18 protein-coding genes are annotated in these 17,989 nt (G+C 67.5%); 15 read left to right on the forward strand and 3 right to left on the reverse strand.

Annotation, left to right across the window (positions count from 1 at the left end; all coding sequences use genetic code 11):
* From JZ792_RS26285 to JZ792_RS43050, 3 genes are all read left to right on the forward strand, one after another.
* Positions 1–354, forward strand: a 354-nt coding sequence (locus JZ792_RS26285) for a hypothetical protein (RefSeq protein ID WP_216914445.1), incomplete at its 5' end; no start/stop codon positions are given.
* Between the two features lie 255 nt (positions 355–609).
* Positions 610–792, forward strand: coding sequence for a hypothetical protein (locus JZ792_RS26290; protein ID WP_216914446.1), 183 nt, complete (start codon positions 610–612; stop codon positions 790–792).
* Positions 793–811: 19 nt separating this feature from the next.
* A complete protein-coding gene (locus JZ792_RS43050) occupies positions 812–1,231 on the forward strand; it encodes an LppP/LprE family lipoprotein (RefSeq protein WP_216914448.1) in 420 nt (139 codons plus the stop codon).
* Positions 1,232–1,237: 6 nt separating this feature from the next.
* On the opposite strand, the gene JZ792_RS26300 is transcribed toward JZ792_RS43050, so the two are convergent.
* Entirely contained in the window at positions 1,238–2,038 is an 801-nt protein-coding gene (locus tag JZ792_RS26300; RefSeq protein ID WP_216914450.1) for a DUF1460 domain-containing protein, read from the reverse strand.
* A gap of 209 nt (positions 2,039–2,247) precedes the next feature.
* Here JZ792_RS26300 and JZ792_RS26305 point away from each other — a divergent pair, with 209 nt between their 5' ends.
* The 3 genes from JZ792_RS26305 to JZ792_RS26315 all read left to right on the forward strand — a co-directional run bounded on the left by JZ792_RS26305 (position 2,248) and on the right by JZ792_RS26315 (position 4,449).
* Entirely contained in the window at positions 2,248–2,685 is a 438-nt protein-coding gene (locus JZ792_RS26305) for a hypothetical protein (protein WP_216914452.1), read from the forward strand.
* A 101-nt stretch (positions 2,686–2,786) separates the two neighbouring features.
* Complete coding sequence (locus JZ792_RS26310) at positions 2,787–3,008, forward strand: hypothetical protein (protein ID WP_216914454.1); 222 nt, start codon at positions 2,787–2,789, stop codon at positions 3,006–3,008.
* A 154-nt stretch (positions 3,009–3,162) separates the two neighbouring features.
* On the forward strand, positions 3,163–4,449 hold the full coding sequence (locus JZ792_RS26315; protein ID WP_308165467.1) for a glycosyltransferase 87 family protein: 1,287 nt from the start codon (positions 3,163–3,165) through the stop codon (positions 4,447–4,449).
* 231 nt (positions 4,450–4,680) lie between these two features.
* Here the strand turns inward: JZ792_RS26315 and JZ792_RS26320 are convergent, their stop codons facing one another.
* On the reverse strand, positions 4,681–6,978 hold the full coding sequence (locus tag JZ792_RS26320; RefSeq protein ID WP_254190380.1) for a putative glycosyltransferase family protein: 2,298 nt from the start codon (positions 6,976–6,978) through the stop codon (positions 4,681–4,683).
* Between the two features lie 106 nt (positions 6,979–7,084).
* Here JZ792_RS26320 and JZ792_RS26325 point away from each other — a divergent pair, with 106 nt between their 5' ends.
* The 3 genes from JZ792_RS26325 to JZ792_RS26335 all read left to right on the forward strand — a co-directional run bounded on the left by JZ792_RS26325 (position 7,085) and on the right by JZ792_RS26335 (position 8,832).
* Positions 7,085–7,777 (forward strand): DsbA family oxidoreductase, encoded by a 693-nt coding sequence (locus JZ792_RS26325; RefSeq protein WP_216914456.1) that lies wholly within the window; start codon positions 7,085–7,087, stop codon positions 7,775–7,777.
* A gap of 88 nt (positions 7,778–7,865) precedes the next feature.
* Positions 7,866–8,321 carry a MarR family winged helix-turn-helix transcriptional regulator gene (locus JZ792_RS26330; protein ID WP_216914458.1) on the forward strand — a complete coding sequence of 152 codons (456 nt, stop codon included), beginning with the start codon at positions 7,866–7,868 and terminating at the stop codon, positions 8,319–8,321.
* Positions 8,322–8,373: 52 nt separating this feature from the next.
* Positions 8,374–8,832 carry an SRPBCC family protein gene (locus tag JZ792_RS26335; protein ID WP_216914460.1) on the forward strand — a complete coding sequence of 153 codons (459 nt, stop codon included), beginning with the start codon at positions 8,374–8,376 and terminating at the stop codon, positions 8,830–8,832.
* A gap of 47 nt (positions 8,833–8,879) precedes the next feature.
* Here the strand turns inward: JZ792_RS26335 and JZ792_RS26340 are convergent, their stop codons facing one another.
* Positions 8,880–10,421 (reverse strand): AMP-binding protein, encoded by a 1,542-nt coding sequence (locus tag JZ792_RS26340; protein ID WP_216914462.1) that lies wholly within the window; start codon positions 10,419–10,421, stop codon positions 8,880–8,882.
* 230 nt (positions 10,422–10,651) lie between these two features.
* On the opposite strand from JZ792_RS26340, the gene JZ792_RS26345 reads away from it, so the two are divergent.
* The 6 genes from JZ792_RS26345 (at position 10,652) to JZ792_RS26370 (ending at position 17,924) form a co-directional block, all read left to right on the forward strand.
* Positions 10,652–11,668 (forward strand): GAF domain-containing protein, encoded by a 1,017-nt coding sequence (locus JZ792_RS26345; protein WP_216914464.1) that lies wholly within the window; start codon positions 10,652–10,654, stop codon positions 11,666–11,668.
* Between the two features lie 305 nt (positions 11,669–11,973).
* The gene (locus JZ792_RS26350) at positions 11,974–12,417 is read left to right on the forward strand and encodes a GyrI-like domain-containing protein (protein ID WP_109527807.1); all 444 of its coding nucleotides are present in this window, start codon (positions 11,974–11,976) and stop codon (positions 12,415–12,417) included.
* Positions 12,414–12,848, forward strand: coding sequence for a GyrI-like domain-containing protein (locus JZ792_RS26355; protein ID WP_216914466.1), 435 nt, complete (start codon positions 12,414–12,416; stop codon positions 12,846–12,848). The genes JZ792_RS26350 and JZ792_RS26355 overlap by 4 nt, the downstream gene beginning before the upstream one ends.
* Positions 12,849–13,104: 256 nt before the next feature.
* Positions 13,105–13,878: a hypothetical protein gene (locus JZ792_RS26360; protein WP_216914468.1), complete on the forward strand. Its 774-nt coding sequence runs from the start codon at positions 13,105–13,107 to the stop codon at positions 13,876–13,878.
* A complete protein-coding gene (locus JZ792_RS26365) occupies positions 13,868–16,039 on the forward strand; it encodes an Rv1355c family protein (protein ID WP_216914470.1) in 2,172 nt (723 codons plus the stop codon). The genes JZ792_RS26360 and JZ792_RS26365 overlap by 11 nt, the downstream gene beginning before the upstream one ends.
* Before the next feature lie 67 nt (positions 16,040–16,106).
* The gene (locus tag JZ792_RS26370) at positions 16,107–17,924 is read left to right on the forward strand and encodes a putative bifunctional diguanylate cyclase/phosphodiesterase (protein WP_216914515.1); all 1,818 of its coding nucleotides are present in this window, start codon (positions 16,107–16,109) and stop codon (positions 17,922–17,924) included.
* Positions 17,925–17,989 lie beyond the last annotated feature (65 nt).

A 17,989-nucleotide genomic window follows, 5' to 3' on the forward strand; every position in this document is an offset into this window, starting at 1 on the left:
GATGTCATCTGCTGGGGGTTGAGTCCGAATATCGTCGACCTGCCGTACGCGGGGCGGATCGCGGCGTATCAGTGGGATGCGACGCCGGGGCGGCCGACGATCGAGATCACCTCGGCGCAGCCGAGTATCTGGGGGTACCAGACCAACCCGGCGATCCGGTGGACGAATCTGGCGACCGGTGAATCCGGTGAGGCGGTGGGGAACGGCCGGGTGGGGCTCGGGTCGACCAATCCCGTGTTCTTCCTGCATCTGCCGACGGGGGCCGGACCGGTCCGGGTGGATCTGACGACGGTCAACGCGGGGCCGATCCAGGTGCCGCCGGTGCGCTGCTCGGGTGTGATCGATATTCGCTAGTGGGCATCGATTCATCCCCGGGAATTCCTGTAACACCTCGAAAACAGCTCCGATACACCTGACAATAGTTGGGGGACACGAATATTCGTCACGCGGCGATAACGCGCAGCGTGTTTATCGGTGCGCGGATATTCGTCCGGACACGATCGAATATCGAAATCGTAGAAAGCCCATGGGCTTCGAGGGGTGCGAAATGAATGTCAAATTATCGGCGGTGTTGTCGATCGCGGCGAGCGTAGTGATCGGAGTCGCCGCGTGCGGCACCGATTCGGGCACGTCGACCGGGGGCGGGACCTCGACGGGGAGTGCCGCGACGTCCTCGGCGAGTCCGACGACGCCGCGGACCACGAGCGCTGGTTCCCCGGTCGAAACGGCGCCGGAAGTGACGTCGAAACCCGGGACACCCGAGGTGACTTCGCCCGCCACGCCGAAACCTGAAAGCCCGACCGCGCAGCCCGTGCCGGAGGGTAGCGGTCACGGCCTCTGCTTCGATGTGAACTCGGCACTCGCGGCGTCGTCGGTCGCGCGTTTGGGCGAGCCCCCGGCGGGGGACGGTTGGGAGATCCAGGCGGGCAGCGATGATCCGATCGAGGCCGGATGTTCCGGTGTCCTGTCGTGGATGACGGTGGAATGGCCGGGAATTCACCCGGGCACGCACATCCTGTTCTTCACCGGCGGAAAGTATCTCGGTACCGCGAGCGCGCAGCCGTACGCGTACACGACGGTTCTCGGCAAGACCCGCGACACCGTGTCGGTGCAATACCGCTGGCCGAGAGAGGAAGATCCGCTGTGCTGCCCGCAGGGCGGACCGAGCGTCGTGACATTCACCCTGACCGGAACCACGGTGACGGCGAACGGACAGTTCCCGCCGAACTGAACGGCCCTACACCGGGCGCAGGACGACGATTCCGGGGACAGTTCTCGCGTATTCGAGCAACGGTGAGTCCACGACCTTGTTGTTCGCCGCGAGCGAGGAGGCGTTGCGCAGGACCGGACCCGAAGGCGTCGTCGCGAAGATACCGACGTGGGTGACGTCGAGGCCGGGCTGGTCGGCGTAGGCGCCGATGTAGTCGCCGTTGCGCAATCGGGCGATGACGGCCTCGTCGACGAATTCGCTCGGGATGTAGGTGATATCGCGTCGGACGACGGGCAGGCCGGGCAGGTAGTTCCCGCCGTCGCCCTTCGCGTTCAGATCCTTGGTGACGGTCACCGCGCGGGGATCGACCGATGCGGTGACGTCGGTGGCGTTGATCTTCCGTGTATGCGCCCAGTCGGTGAAGAAATGCCTGCGCTGGGCGAAATCGACGCGACCTTCGGTGTAGCGCGTATCGATCAGATTCCGTAGGAACTGATCCCGGTCGCCGGATTCGCTCAGCGCCGCCACGTAATCCAGGTAGGTGAAGCAGTCGACGCGGCGGAAATCGACCACCAATTGTTCCGGCCGCGACGCGGAGCCGACGAGCATATCGGCGCCGTAGGGCGTGCCGAGGAACTGCCGCGACAGCAGTTCGACCAGATCCGCTCTGTTCCGGCCACTCTCCGATGCCCGTACCGCCAGGGCATCGTCGATTCTCTTACCGGTGACGTCGTCGACGGCGATCGGATCGCCGAGCGCGATCGGACCGGTGAGGACGAAGCACCCGGCCAGCGCGAGCACTACGGCCAGGAATCGAATGATGCGCAAGATACCTCCAGCGGTTTCGCGGTAGGACGAATCAGCCGTGCGGGTCCAGGCTAGCCGGTGCCCGCGATGTCCTCGGACGCTCCGGGGAAGCTGGGCGCACGGACCGGGCCGGAGTACGGCCCTCCGAGCCCGGGGGGTGGAAACCGGCGCGGTGTCACGGATCCCGCTCCTATAGTAGGAATTCCGTAGACGACCAGGAGGCAGCGCGAATGACCAGGTTCATGTCCCGGATCACGGTCGGCGCCGCGGCGTTGCTGGCGACAGCGGCGGCGGTGGTCGTCGCGGGGGCGTCCGCGCAGGCGGAGGTGACCTCGGTGAGCGTCGCGGCGGGTCCGGAGGGACTCGCGGTCGGCTGCCGCTACACCGTGACCGCCGTCGTCACCGATGCGGTCATCCCGCCGGGCACGGTGTTCTTCATGGTCGCGGGCGGAGTCATACCGGGCAACGGCGAACGGCTGCCCTCGGCGGCGGTGCACCATCCGGAGAACAACACCGTCACCGTCACCTGGACGCCGACCCGTGTCGGTGCGCAGAATCTCGTCGCGATCCAGTCCGAGCCCGGCCGGTACACCTCGTCGCAGTACATCGCGGTCGACGTGCGGCACACCGGAATAGATACGGGCAGTTCCTGCCAGGTCATCGGTTGATCCGGTGGGGGTGGCGTCGCGTTTGACGGCCGTTCGCCGACGCGTAACCATGGAGGGGAAACCGGACAAACCATCATCCGGTTCGGCGTGATGAGGGACGAGTGCGGGATCGATCCGATGTGGAACAGGCGCGAGTGTTCTACGACCTGCTCGTCGCGGAGGCCGAGACGCTCACCTCCGCCATCCGGGGGATGGGACTGACCAGCCGGGGAACCCCGAGGGCCAATACCGAATCGCAGTTGCTGCAACGTGAACTGCGCGAGGTGCTGCGTTGCCTGGACAATCTGCGCGCGAGCTTTCCCGAACTGCGCGGCGAGCAGTAGCAACCGCGGGGTGACACGCCCCACTCGGAAACTGTCTCGGCACAGGTTTGCGACCTGTTCACGCCGGGTTTCCGTGTCGGTGCCATGCGGGTGCAAGCTGAACGTAATGACAGTGACATGTTTGTGATTCGCTGTTTCGGTAAGTTAACTGTCCGTGCGCAATTCGCGGCCATTGGATTTCCCTCGCACCGGGCCGACGTTTTTCGTTCTCGCGATCGGTGCGGTCGCGGCGCTGATTCTTGTCCTCACCACGGTCGATCCGTGGCTCGATAAATCGGGGATCCTGGTCGGCGGATTGGACGTGCATGTCTATCGGGACGGTGCCTGGCGGATACTGCACGGCCGCGCGCTCTATACCGAGCCGACGTTCCGCGGACTTCTCTACACCTATACCCCGTTCTCGGCGCTCGCCTTTCTCCCGATAGAACGGGTGCCGTGGTCGGCGGTCACCGATACCTGGCTCGCGGTGAATATCGTGGTGCTGCTCGGCTGCGTGCTGCTGAGCTGGCGCATCCTCGGCTATCGGATCGGGCGAAATCTGCTCGGGCTGAGCGTATTGCTGACCGCGACATGCGTTTTCCTCGAACCGGTGCGCACCACCCTGTACTACGGGCAGATCAATCTGGTGTTGATGCTGCTCGTGCTGTGGGATTGGTCGCGGGCCGACGGCAGCCGGGGGCGCGGATTCGGCGTCGGTATCGCGGCGGGCATCAAACTGGTCCCCGGCTATTTCGTCGTGCAGTTCCTGGCGCTGCGGCAGTGGCGTGCGGCGGCGACCGCGTCGGGCGTCTTCGTCGCGACGGTCGTGGTGAGCTGGGTGGTGCTGCCCGAGGACTCGCGCCGGTACTGGACCTCGACCTTCTTCCAGTCGGGCCGGATCGCGGTCGACACGCATCCGGCCAATCAATCGCTGCGCGGCGCGCTGGCCCACCTGATCGGACGACCGGCCCCGGTGTGGTTGTGGCTGGTACTCGCGGCGGCGGTCGCGGTGCTGAGTTCGGCGGTCGTCGCCGAGTTGTCTCGGTGTGGGGAGCGACTGCTCGCGGTCATCCTGGCCGGGCTCACCGCCTGCGTGATCTCGCCCTACGCGTGGGGGCATCACTGGGTGTGGTTCGTGCCGTTGCTGGTCTACCTGGTCCATCGGGCGCAGTACCGGCGCGGCTGGTGGATCGTCGCCGTCGCGCTCTTCCTGTCGACCGGTGCGTGGGCCTACCACTGGAGTCCGACCTGGGTGTCGATCGGTGTCTTCCTGCTACCGCCGTCGTGGCCGGTGTCGCCACTGCTGATCAATGCCTACGTCATCGCCTATTGCGGGGTGCTGGCCGGGTCGATGGTTCTGGTTCACCGGATGCGGCGCGAGGTCGTCGCGTTGCCGGAGGGGATCGAGGGTTCGCAGTGGCTTCCATTGCCGCGCCGAGGTTCGGACGTGACCGTCGATTGACCGGGTGCGGCGCCCGCCGGGAGTCGCGCGGGACAGCGCGCCCGTTCGTCATCTGCCACGTCGCGGCCGGGATGACGGCGGGAGGCGGCCGTCGGGCGAACCGCCGTGCGACTGCCACGGAAATCCGGGGGACAACGGCAGAGCCGCCATGCGGTCGGCGACCCGCGCGATGACGGTTCCGGTCGTACCGTCGGCCGCCCGCTGCCGGGTCGGTGCCGACGACGCCAGACCTCACGTCGTCGACGAAGTACCCACCAGCGAGCTCTCGTTTCCGGCCGGCTCGTCCGCCGGAATTTCGAGGTCGCGGCGGCGCTGCCGGTGAAAGGCCCAGTGCAACAGCCCGATTCCGGCCAGGCCGCCCGAGGCGCCCGCGATGCCGAGTTCCCAGCCCGGCGGGCGCCAGGCGAGGACGAGTTCGGCGTTGTCGGTGCCCGCGGGGAGGTCGACGGCGATGAAGGTGCCCGCGACGGTGGTGTACGGGATCTCGTCGCCGTTCAGGGTGACGCGGTGGCCGGGCCAGCCGAGTCGGGACAGGACAACCCGGCCGCCTTCGATCGAGGTCACGCGGGCGTTGCTGGTGAAACTGTTGTGCCTGGTCGCGGTGGCGAGAACGCCTTCGGTGTCGGCGATGATGCCGTTGCGGGTGGAGATCAGGCCGTCGACGCGTTCGAGGACGACGATGTAGCGTTCGTGCCCCGGGTAGTCGACCCACTGCCAGCCCTCGGGCGCGGCGTGGTCACGGGCGTTCGGGTACTGGGCCCGGTGCAGCACCACGCGGTCGATCTTCATCAGGTCGACGATCGTTCGCCCGGTGGACGGTTCGGTCGCGAAGGCGCGGCGGAAACCGTCGGCGCAGGTGCTGCCGTCCCAGGCCATGCACAGCAGACCCGCGAAGGCGGCGTGTCCGATGGGCGTGTAGCCGTTGACGTATTCCAGGCCGAGGTTCTTGGCGTAGTTGCCGATGGCGAGTGACCCGTACGCGTCGGTGATACTCCGGTCCTGCGGCGCGAGCAGGGCACGGTCGGCGAGTTGCAGTGTGCGACCGTCGAAGTCGGGGAAGGCCGCGGTCATCGTCGAACGGCGTTCCGGGAAGTTGTAGGACAGTGGCGTGCTGGGCGAGGCTTCCACCTGGCCGAAGGCGATCGGCAGCATCGCCACGATGGCGAGTACGCACGCCGTGGCCGCGCCCTTGTGGCGGGCGAGCCACACCGCGGCCGCGCCGAGTGCCGCGACGGTCAGCGCCGCGAGGAGATGGCGCAGGACGAGTTCGGGGGCCGCCGAGACCGATCGGATGAACAGCACGCCGATCAATGTCGCCGCCGCGACGGCCCGCCTGCGTGAGGAGGCGAACACGCCGTGGCGGCTGAGCAGTACACACACCAACACGAGCAGAGTGACGGCCAGCATCGGGAGTACGCGCGCGGGCCAGCGCAGCGGGCCGATGGCGCCGGGGCCCGCGGTCCACATGAGCACGGCCGCCGCGAAGAAGGCGATGCCGCTGATCTCGCGCGCCGAGCGCGCCACCGCCCGCCAGTCGATGAAGGCCAACGCCGGAATCAGGAACCAGGCGATGTAGACCATCGGCAGTGGTTGGACGTGGCCCCACCAGGCCGTGAACGCCGGGGTGGTGCTGGGCAGGCTGGCGTTGAGCGATTCCGACCACGGCACGGTGAGGAACGGATCGTTGTGGATCTTTGCGTTGCCGCGCCAGGTGACCTGCGAGGAGAGCAGGCCGGGCAGATTGGCGATCAACGCCGCGAGCGCCGCGCAACCGGAGGCGAGGATCAGCCGCCGGATCGGCGGCCACTCACGCCGGTGGACGTACTCGCCCGCGAGCACCGCCGCGATCATCAACCCCGCGAGCACCGCGGGGAAGGCGTATTGGACGGTCAGTGTCAGGTAGAGGAAGACGAACAGCGGAATCGGTCCGCCGCGACCGCGGGCGTAGAGCACGGCCGAGGCCCACGCGTTCACCAGCCACGCGGTGGCGGTGTGCGAGGTCATCCAGCTGGCCTGGTCGAAGAACAGGAACCATCCGCTGAGCGGGAAGGCGACACCCGCGAGGGCCGACCACGGTGCGCGCGCGCCGTAGGCGAGGCAGGTCCGGTAGACGCCGAGTCCGGCGATGATCGAGAAGACCAGTTTCACCAGGGTGGCGTAGACGGCGAGGTTGTCCATCGACGGCGCGAGGAAATGGGCGAGCAGTTGGGGCGGGTTGTAGAGACCCGCTTCCTCCAGTGAGTAGTTGCCCGCCATCCACTCCCACGGCACCAGCGCGGGAAAACGTCCCTCGCGCATCTCGTTTCCGAGGTGCACCCACATCGGCGCGTACTGGGCCTCGGTGTCGTCGGTGTAGTAGTGCCTGGCGTCAGCGAGCAGAACCGCCGCGTAACCGGCGATCACTCCGAACGCGGTCACCGCCCCCCACGTGTATCTCTCTTTTCGCGATTCGATTGCCGCGCTTGTACTCACGAGGGCCGGAGCGTAGGCGAATCGGGTAAACAGGACAAGACCGGCATGGGAATCCATGACCGTCGGCCTCGGCGGTCTCGGAATATTCGCCGGTCAGGCAATGTTTCAGCTATTCGGAACCGGGGAGATGCCCCGTTGCCGGGAAATGCGGAAGTGAGCTGTGATGCGCGTCGAGATCTGGTCCGATATCGCCTGCCCGTGGTGCTACGTCGGCAAGGCCCGATTCGAGAAGGGTTTGGCCGGATTCGCCCATCGTGACGAGGTCGAGGTGGTGTACCGGTCCTTCGAACTGGATGCCGGGTCACCGCGTGCGGCCACGCCGCTGCTGCCGTTGCTCGCCGCGAAATACGGGCTGACCGAGGAACAGGCGAGGCAGGCCGAACTCGGGACCGCGCAGAACGCGCGCGACGAGGGGCTGGAATATCGCACCGAGGGTCGCGACCACGGCAATACCTTCGATATGCACCGGCTCCTGCATCTGGCCGCGAAACACGACCGTCAGGACGAATTGCTGACGCTGCTGTACCGGGCGAATTTCGCGGACGAGCGCTCGGCCTTCGACCCGGCGCGACTGCTCGAACTCGGCGTCGCGGCCGGACTCGACGAGCGGGAGGTGGGCGCCGTGCTCGCCGACGACAGTCTGTTCGCGGCGCAGGTGCGCGCCGACGAGCGCGAGGCCGCCGAACTCGGCGCGAACGGTGTGCCGTTCTTCGTCTTCGACCGCAGGATCGGCGTCTCCGGTGCGCAGCAGGCCGAGACGTTCACCCGCGCGCTGGAGCAGGCGTGGTCCGCCCGTTCGTCGCTGGTCACGGTCGCCGCCGAGGACGCGGAGTCCTGCGGTCCCGATGGCTGCTGACACCCGGCAAACCGGGCGACAGGCGTCACACCAGCGATTATTGTGTGCAATTGAGTTGCCCGCTACCGTTTAGGTAGGAGGTGTGACGATGACGCAGGGTGAGATCGCCGTCGGCGAGGAATTGCGGCTCGACAGCCAGGTGTGTTTCGCGCTGTACGCCGCCTCCCGCGCGGTGACGCGACTGTACCGTCCGTTGCTCGATCCGCTCGGGCTGACCTATCCGCAATATCTGGTGATGCTGGTGCTGTGGGACCGTGGGCCCGTCGCGGTGAAGGATCTGGGCGCGGCGCTCGACCTGGACTCCGGCACCCTGTCGCCGCTGCTCAAGCGGTTGGAGGCGAACGGACTGCTGACGCGCAGCCGTAGCGCCGAGGACGAACGGTCGGTGCGGGTCGAGTTGACCGACGACGGGGTGGCATTGCGCGAGCGCGCGGCCGATATTCCGCGACGTTTGGCCTGCGCCATCGGCTGGGATCCCACGGAATTGGTCGAGTTCCGCACCCGGCTACGCGAATTCACCGCCGTGATCGGTGAGGAACAATAGACCGGCGCCGATCATCGGCTGAGTCGATTGCCGCGCCTGCTAGCGTGCGGGTATGCAGGACAGCGTGACAGTTCGGATGGCCGCACCCGCCGAGAAGATCTGGGAACTCGTCAGCGATATCACCGAAACCGGGCGATTCAGCCCCGAGACCTTCGCCGCCGAATGGGTGGGCGACGCGAAGGAGCCCGTGGTCGGGGCGAAATTCCGCGGACATGTGAACCGCAACGGCTGGGGTCTCAAATATTCGACGGTGTGTCGCGTGATCGCGAGCGAACCGGGACGTGAATTCGCCTTCATCGTGCTCGGCCCCGGCGGTATGGCCATCAACACCTGGCGCTATGTGTTCGAACCGGTCGACGGCGGCACGGATGTCACCGAATCGTTCGAACTGTCCAGGACGGTGCCGCTGCGGTTGTACTGGGCGTTGGCCGGTCGTTGGCGGGGGCGGACCAATCGCGAGGGGATGCTCGAGACGTTGAACCGCGTCAAGGCGTATATCGAAGCCGCGTAGCTGATCAGGGCTCGCGCGGTACGGGTTCTGCCGTCGCGCAACCGGATTCAGTCCGGGTAGAGCGCCCGCAGTCGGCGTTTGTAGATCTTCCCCGAATCGTCGCGGGGGAGTTCGGTGACGATTCGCAGTTCGCGCGGGATCTTGTAGTCGGCGAGCCGGTCGCGCAATCCTTTCCGCAATTCCTCGGCGTCGAGAAGCGCACCGGGACGCGCGACGACATGCGCGGCGACGGCTTCGCCGAGATCCCCCGGATGCGGGATGCCGAATACCGCGACATCCTCGACACCGTCGAATTCGAGGAAGGCCGATTCGATTTCGGCGGGATAGATGTTCACCCCGCCGGAGATGACGATCTCGCTGGAGCGGCCCGTCAGGTAGAGGTAGCCGTCCTCGTCGAGGTAGCCGGTATCACCGATATCGAGGAAACCGGGGATCGGTGCGGTGGACTCGGTGTCGCGGCCCAGATAGCGGAACGCGGGCCAGTAGTCCGCGCCGCGCACGAACACCCGGCCGATTTCGCCTGCGGGAAGCCGGATTCCGTCCGCGGTGGCGACGACGGCGGCCGACCCGTCCACGCCGCGACCGACACTGCCCGGACGCGCCGACCATTCGTCGGCGCTGATCCAGGTGATGGTGCCTGCCTCGGTGCAGCCGTAGAACTCGATCAGGGCGTCGCCGAACCAGTCGATGGCCGCGCGCTTGACCGCGGGCGGGCACGGCGCGGCGGAATGGATCAGGTGGGTCAGGCTGGAGACGTCGTAGCGGCGGCGGAGGTCGTCGGGCACCGACAGCAGACGCGACAGCATCGTCGGCACGACTTTGGCCTGGGTGATCCGTCGTTCGTCGACCAGTCCCAGGAAGCGTGTGGCGTCCCAACGCGGCATGATCGTGATGTCGGTGCCCATGCGCAGCGCCAGCACGGCGACCGCGTTCGGGCTGGTGTGGTACAGCGGCCCGGCGACGAGCATGCGCCCACCGGGGACCAGGCCCATCCGCTGTGCCGTGCCGCCCGCGATGGACAGCAGTTGCGTCGGCGTCATCCGTTCGCGCAGTACGCCTTTGGGGGCTCCGGTGGTGCCGGAGGTGTAGATCAGGCCCATCGAATCGGCGATCGCCCCGTCGACGTGGCCCAACGGCGTCTCGCTGTCGGCGATCCACTGCTCGAGGGTGGGGTGCCTGCCCGTGGGCGTCGCCGCGGTGTGGTCGAGCCCGGCTTCGTCGAGTAGTTCGACCGGCATCGCCACTTCGACGATCCGCGCTGTGAGACAGGCGGATTCGATGGCCCGTTCGACGGTGGCGATGAACTCCGTATGCGCGATGACGATCCGCGCGCCGCCGTCGGTGAGCACGTGGGCGATCTCGCGCGCCTGCCACCTGGTGCTGATCGGCACCGGATTCGCGCCGCAGGTGGCGACGGCGAGGGAGACCTCGAGGAATTCGATGTCGTTGCGCAGCAGCACCGCCACGCGATCACCGCGGCCGATACCCCGCGCGGCGAACGTCGCGGCGAGACGGCCCGCGCGTTCGTGCGCCACCGGCTGCTCACGGATTCGCGCGCCGCAGCGGATGGCGGGGATCGCGGGACTCATGCGGGGGATCCGGATCGGCGTCGCGGCACCGGGCGGTGGCGCTGTCGGAGGACGTGTTCGGCGTGGACGTGCATCCGGGTCCGCATGGTGACCGAGTCTGCTCGACTGTGTTCTCGTGCGCCAGTGGTCGTAGAGTCGGTGCGACGAGCATCCGGTGGGACAGGGACGGAGCTCAGGCGGGGTGACGGGCAGGGGAATGCGACCGTCCGAACGAAGTCGAGGGGTGGGATATGTGGTACGTGATAGACGCCGCGGAACCGGATCGGGCGATCAGGCAGGTGCCGGAGGAGCGGACGGCGCGTGAGCGCTCGCTGCACCGACTGGTGCGGCCGGGGACGCTGTCCACGGTGGCGAGTTCGGCGGTGGCGCAGGCCATCGAGAGCAACGAGAGCTGCGATCGCGAGGTCCTCGTGCGGGGGGAACGGCGGGATGTGCACGCCGAACCGGTGCCGGGTCCGGACGGGACGCCGCTGGCCGTGCGGTTGTGGGTCGGCAGGCGGCGGCGTGATCCCGCGCCCGGTATCGACGTCTTCCTCTGGCACGGCAGGCAGTGGACGGTGCTGGCGGACGGGACGGGCGGGACGGTCCTGCCGCACGGGCATCCGCGGCTGCACGGCGCGTGGTTCCTGTCGCGGATCATCGAATGCGAGGAGCGCGACCGGCTGATGACGGCGGCGCTGGACTCGCGGCCGGGGACCAGGTGGCAGGGCGCCATGCAGGTGCGCACCCCGGACGAACGCAGTGCCAGGGTGTTCGGATTCTTCCGCCACCACGGGCCGAATGTCCTGCGGGGGCTGCTGCTCCAGGTCGAACCCGCGCGCGAACCCGGCCTGATCGCCCCGACCTATCGGGACGACGCCGCCGTCGCGCTGCTCGGCGGCACCACCGCTCTGATCGATGCCGAGACCATGCAGATCATCGAATGGCTGACGCCTCCGCTCGGTGATATCGCGTGGCGTCATCATCCCGCGTCCAAGGGCACCGATCCGTCCGGCGCGGGGGAATTCGATCTGGCCACCACCCATCTGATCCACCCCGATGACATCGGGATCTATTTGACGGCGCTGCGATCTCTGGTGGAGAACCGGGTGGATCGGGCGCGCGGGGTGGTGCGATTGCTCACGTTGTCGCGGGGCTGGCAACCGGTCGAACTGTCCTGTGTCCGGCTTCCGCACGGCCCGTCGCGGTTCCTGACCTGTCTGATCCGGCCGGTCGGGCCGGACACGCCGTCGGGCTTGATCGAATAGCGGTGAGTCTGCTCGTGCCGGGTTTCGGCGCGGGTGTTCGCTGTGACGGCACGTCCCGGGATTGCCCCGCGATTGCGAACCCCGTGCGGGGGTCGGGGTGCCGGTTCGGCGCGCCCGGCGAAGGGCCGCCGCGCCGCCCGGGTGCAAGCCCCCTTGGCGGACATCTGTCCAGTTCAAACCGGGTGTGCGGCAGGGAACCCGGCGGCCGAGGTGATCGTTTTCCCTCCGGCCGTGTTGATAGCATGGCCTTTCTGTCCGACCGGATGCGGGCGTCGCCCCCGGATATATCTCGAAAGAGTCTTTTCATGCAGTTTGAAATCGTCGAGCGGGACGAGACGTGGGTTGCCGGGTTACCGGTGCGCAGCCCGAAACGTGCGCTCGGAGAATTGCGTGACCAGGATCTGGAGGCCGCATGGGCCGCGGTGCTGCATCAGGATCTGGGCGGCCCGCTCGCGAGTGCGTATACCGATTACAGCGGCGAACTCGGCACTTACCACACCCAGATCGTCGGATATCAGTGCGCGACGTTCGAGGAAGTCACGCGCGGTCATCTCGTGGCACTGCTTCGGGGCGGCTCCTATGCCCGCTTCTCTTCTGTCGGTAACTTTCCGCAGGTGATGACCGACCTGTGGACGCAGATCGCCTATGCCGAGGAGCACAACCAGATCAAGCGCACCTATACCGGCGATTTCGAGTGTTATCCGCACGCCTACAAAATCGATCTGTATCTGGCGGTAGATCCCCGATGAGCTATGCGATCGTTGTCCGCAACGAGGCGATCTACGGTGGGCTGGTCGTTCCTCGGGTGCGTCCGAGCTTCAAGGTCAGCAACAGCGATCTGATCGAATTCCTCAAGGATCGACTGCGCGACCGGGCGGCGACGTCCCAGCCGCTGTTCACCGTCTACGTGCCCGATCCCGCGGGAAACTACAACGCGATGGTGTGTTTCGAGTACCGCGCGCCGCAGGCGGTCCCGGTCGGTGACCTTCTGGTCCGGGTGCCCAAGGGTGTGTACGCCCGCTTCGAGCCGAACGGCGACTACCACGATCCGGTGGAGGACGTCTGGGCGCAGGTGGACGACGCGACGGCCTCGGCCGAGATCACCCGCGCCTACCGCGAGGAAATAGAGATCTGGCGTGGGCCGGAGTCGGTCGAACTCTTCATTTCCATCCTCGTTTGATAGCCCGTCAATTGCGATGAGAGAACCAACTGGTCTTTTCGTTGCGAATCGGATTGGCTGTCAGGGTCCTGAACTGCGGTAACTCGGGTCGTTTCTCGATGTTTCCGGAAGGTTAGCCGGACGCCTGGTGAATTCTCGTGGGATGACGGATACTGCCCTAGGCGACTCTGCCGCCCGAACGAATCAGGGGGCCGGGTTCACCGGATGGGGTATGAACGACCGTGCGCGAGCGCGGAGCAACGGAGTAGGAATACCGATGACTGTCGAAGCGATTGCAGTCGTTCCGGAGGACGCTCTCGGCGCGGGAATCCCGCGATTCCGTGACGAGCAATCCGGATACACATTCTTTGTCGCCGCTCCCGCCGCGTGTCCCGCCCTGTGGAATCGCTATCTGAACGGGGCGCACGAGGTCTACCGTCAATTCGGCGTCGAACCCGCGCTCGAATTCGAGCGGACGAGCGACGGCGCCTCGACGGCGCTGTTCTTCCTCGGTGTGGACCCCGCGGGCGAGGCGGTCGCCGGTGTCCGGATCCAGGGCAGGTACACCCACGTCGACGAGGTCCGCGGTGTCGCCGACTGGAACGGGCGTCGCGGCGCCGTGGAACTGCGGCGCATGGTCGCCGACCGCATTCCCGAGGGCGTGGTCGAGGCCAAGGGCGCCTGGGTGGCGCGGGACTCGCCGCACCGATCCGCACTCGGTGACGTGGTCTCGCGCGCCGTGCTGCACGGCGCGCTGCTGTTGGACGCCCGCTTCGGATTCGCCACCGTCGCCACCTTCACGGTGCCTCGGCATCGGGCCAGCGGGGCCGTGCGCGCCGCGCACATACCGTCGGTGCCCTTCCCGGACGAGCGCTACCGGACCGTCCCGATCTGGTGGGACACCCGCACCTATCGGGCGTTCGCGGACCGGTCGCAGAGCGCGCGGATCCGCGCCGAGACCCGCGCACTCGCCGAGGCCGACCATTCCTACTTCGCCGCGCCGCCGGGCAGCGAGCGGGCCGCACAGGGGCGGGACGGCCATGGGGGATGATCCCGGCCGAGTGCCCGACCATCGCCCGCTGATCCTGGACGAGACCGACCCGGCGCACGCGAGAACCCTGGCCGAATTGCGCGACCTGCCGCATATCGAGCACATCGACCTGCGGGAACCGCTGCGCGCGGAGTTCGACCGCCTCGCCGACACCGCGCGGTCGGTCGCCGATCCGGATTCGCCACGGTGGATCTACTACCCGTGGCGTCGCGCCCTGGTCGGACTTCCCGGCCCGGATGTCTTCCGCGCGGTGCGCCTCGATCGCAATCGCAACAAACTGACCCGCGCCGAACAGGACCGGCTGGCCACCTCGACGATCGGTGTCGTCGGTCAGAGCGTCGGACACGCGATCGCCTATCTGCTCGCGCTGGAGGGCGTCGTCGGCACGCTGCGGCTGGCCGACCTGGACGACATCGAACTGTCGAATCTGAATCGGGTGCCGGGCACGGTATTCGACATCGGCGTCAACAAGGCCGTCGTCACGGCGCGCAAGATCGCCGAACTCGACCCCTACCTGCCGGTCGAGATCTTCGAGACCGGTGTCGACGACGATTCCGTCGACGCGTTCCTCGCCGGATTGTCGATCGTCATCGAGGAATGCGATTCGCTCGACATGAAACTGGTGATCCGCGAGGCGGCGGCAGCGCACCGGATTCCGTTGCTGATGGAAACCAGTGACCGCGGCCTGCTCGATGTCGAGCGCTTCGACCTCGAACCGGATCGGGAGCCCTTCCACGGTCTGCTCGGCGGGGTGCGCGCGGCCGATCTGCGCGGTCTCTCCGCGCAGGACAAAGCCCCGTTCGTGGTGCGTCTGCTCGGGGCGCGTGGCCTGTCGGCGCGAATGGCGGCGAGCATGGTCGAGGTCGGCGAGACACTGTCGAGCTGGCCGCAGCTGGGCGGCGATGTCATGCACGGGGCGGCGAGCGTGGTGGCGGCGGCCAGGCGGATCGGGCTGGGCCGGAAACTGCCGTCGGGACGTATCAGGATCGACGTGGACGAGTGCCTGGACGATCTGGCCGAGCCCACGCCCGAGGGCGAGCCGATCTGGGACGATCCGCCCGAGCCCGCACCCGCCGTCGATCCGATCGGCGCGATCGTGACGGCCGCCCAGCGGGCGCCCTCCGGCGGTAATTCCCAGCCGTGGCGGCTGCGGGCCGAGGCAGGCGCGCTGCGGATCGAACTCGCGCCGGAAGCGTCGTCGGCGATGGATATCGGATTCCGCGGCAGCGCGGTCGCGCTCGGCGCCGCGCTGTACAACGCGCGGACCGCCGCGGCGGCGCACGGACTGCTCGGGCCGCACCGATTCGTCGAACAGGACGCGGGCGTCGCGCTGACGGGCGTGCTGACGCTGGGCGACGGCGACGATCCGGTGCTGGCCGCGGACTATCCGGCCGTGCTCACCCGCGCGACCGATCGCGCACTCGGCACCGGCGCGGCGATACCGGACCCGGTCCTGACCGCGCTGACCGCCGTCGCGGTCGACTCGGGAGCGAATCTGCGTGTGCTCACCGACCGAGACGATCTGGCGGTGGCCGCGACGCTCTGCGGCGAATCCGACCGGGTGCGCTATCTGACCCCGCGGACGCACGCGGAGATGATGGACGAGGTGCGCTGGCCCGAGGACGATCCTGACGTCGGCATCGACGCGCGTAGCCTCGCGCTGACCCCGAAGGAGTGGGCGGGTTTCGAGATAGCACGCCGCGCCGATGTCATGGCGCGTTTGCGGTCCTGGGACGGTGGCGCGGCACTGGGCGCCTACACCAGGGATCGGGTGCTCACCGGATCGGCACTCGTCGCGGTCACCTTCGACGCGGTGCCGTTCGACGCGGTGACAGCCGACGCGGTGGATTCCCGTCTCGAGGGCTACGCGAGGGCGGGTACGGCGGTGTCACGGGTGTGGATCGAGGCGCAGCGGCACGGTCTGGCGGTGCAACCGATCTCGCCGATGTACCTCTACGCGCGAAGTTCTGGTGAACTAGCCGCGATTTCCCCCGACTACGTGGATACACTAGCGTCACTTCAGAGCCGTTTCCTGAACCTACTTGGAGTGCCGGGGCATGAGATCATGGCATTGGTTCTGCGCTTGAGTTACCCGGCCGCCGACACTGCCCCGGTACGGAGCAGGCGGCGTCCGCTGCCGGGCGTGGACAGCCGTAGTTAGCGCGATCGGAGACAAAGTGCCTCGGCGGACACTCGACTCACTGGTGACCCAGGTCGCCTCCGAGCTGATGGGTGTGGACGCCACGACCATGGTGGCGGCTACCGAACGCGTGCTCGCCCAGCTGGTCGAATACTTCGATGTCGATTTCAGCTACGTGCGTCATACCGACCGCGAACGGCGAGCGACGGTCCTGGTCGCCGAATGGCCGCACCGTCAGCAGGTGCCCGATCCCGATCCGCTCGGCATCATCTACTTCGAGAGCGCCGACGGCGTCTTCCGGCAGCTCGAACATTCGACCGAACCGGTGCTGGCCAGGCCGACCCCCGAATTCGCCGACTACCAGGAGACGGTGCGACGCGCCTCGGGTATTCCGCAGGTCACCTCGGCCGCCATGCCGCTGCTCTCGCGCGGCGAGTCGACCGGGGTGCTCGGGTTCATCAAAGAGGGCGACCGCGAGTGGAGCACCAGGGAACTGAATGTGCTCAAGGCCATCGCCGCGCTGTTCGCCCAACTCCAGGCGCGGGTCGTCGCCGAGGAGCGACTGCGCTACATCGCGCTGCACGACGACCTGACCGGGCTGGCCAACCGCCGCGCGCTGCTCGAACACATGGAAGAGCGTCTGCGCGCGGGCTCCCCGGGACCGGTCGCCGCCTTCTTCCTCGACCTGGACCGGCTCAAGGCGCTCAACGATTTCCTCGGGCATACCGCGGGCGACAATTTCATCAGGACGCTGTCGTCGCGGCTGCGTGAGCATCTGGACCCCAACGACATGATCGCCCGCCTCGGCGGCGACGAATTCGTCATCGTGCCCGCCAAGCCGATGGACGCGGTCGCCGCGGAATACGAGGCGGCGCGGATCCAGCAGTTGATCGGCAGGCGGGTGACCGTCGGCGGTGAATCGGTCAGCCGTGGGGCCAGCGTCGGCGTCGCGGTCGGCATTCCCGGCGAGACCACCGTCGCCGACGTGCTGCGCCGCGCCGATCACGCCCTGCTGTCGGCCAAATCCGGGGGCGGCAACGGCGTCGCGGTCTTCACCGACGCCATGCGCGCGCAATTCGAACTCCAGGACGATGTCGAGCTGAATCTGCGCGGCGCGGTCTCCGACGGTTCCCTGCTCCTGCACTACCAGCCCGAGGTGGATCTGCGTACCGGTCGGATCGTCGCGCTGGAGGCGCTTGTTCGCTGGATGCACCCGACCAGGGGCCTGCTACCCCCGGCCGCTTTCGTCACCGTCGCCGAGGCCACCAACCTGGCCGGTGAGCTGGGGCGCTGGGTGATCAGGTCGGCCTGCGCGCAGTTCGCGGAATGGCGGCGGCGCGGGCTGGCGGGCAATGTGGTGATGCGGATCAACGTCTCGCCGGTGCAGTTGGTCAGCCTGGATTTCGTCGAGCGTATCGAGGACATCCTGCGGCTGTTCGGCATCGACGGCAGTTCGGTCTGCCTGGAGATCACCGAACACGTCGTCGTCCAGGATCTGGCGCGCACGCAGGTCACCCTGCGCGGACTCAAACGCATGGGCGTGCAGATCGCCATCGACGATTTCGGCACCGGCTACAGCTCGCTGTCCCACCTCAAGGCGCTTCCGGTCGACGCGGTGAAGATCGATCGCGGCTTCGTGCAGCGACTCGGCGCGAGCACCGACGATCTGGCGATCGTGAAATCCATCATCGGCCTGGCCGGATCGTTCGGTCTCGGCGTCGTCGGCGAGGGTGTCGAAACCGCCGTCGCCGCGCGCACCCTCGTCGGTCTGGGCTGCTATCGCGCCCAGGGATTCCTCATCGCCAGGCCGATGCCCGCGGATCAGGTGGAGGAACATCTGGCGCTCGGCCGGATTCCGCTGGATCTGGATCTGCCGCGCGTCGGGCGTACCCAGACCGCGCGCTGAACCGCGGTTTCGCGCGTTCTTCCCCAGCTGTTCACGCCCCGTTGAGCGCTACAGTCCCCGGGGTA

It is taken from the genome of Nocardia noduli (assembly GCF_019038455.1).
GTDB lineage: Bacteria > Actinomycetota > Actinomycetes > Mycobacteriales > Mycobacteriaceae > Nocardia > Nocardia noduli.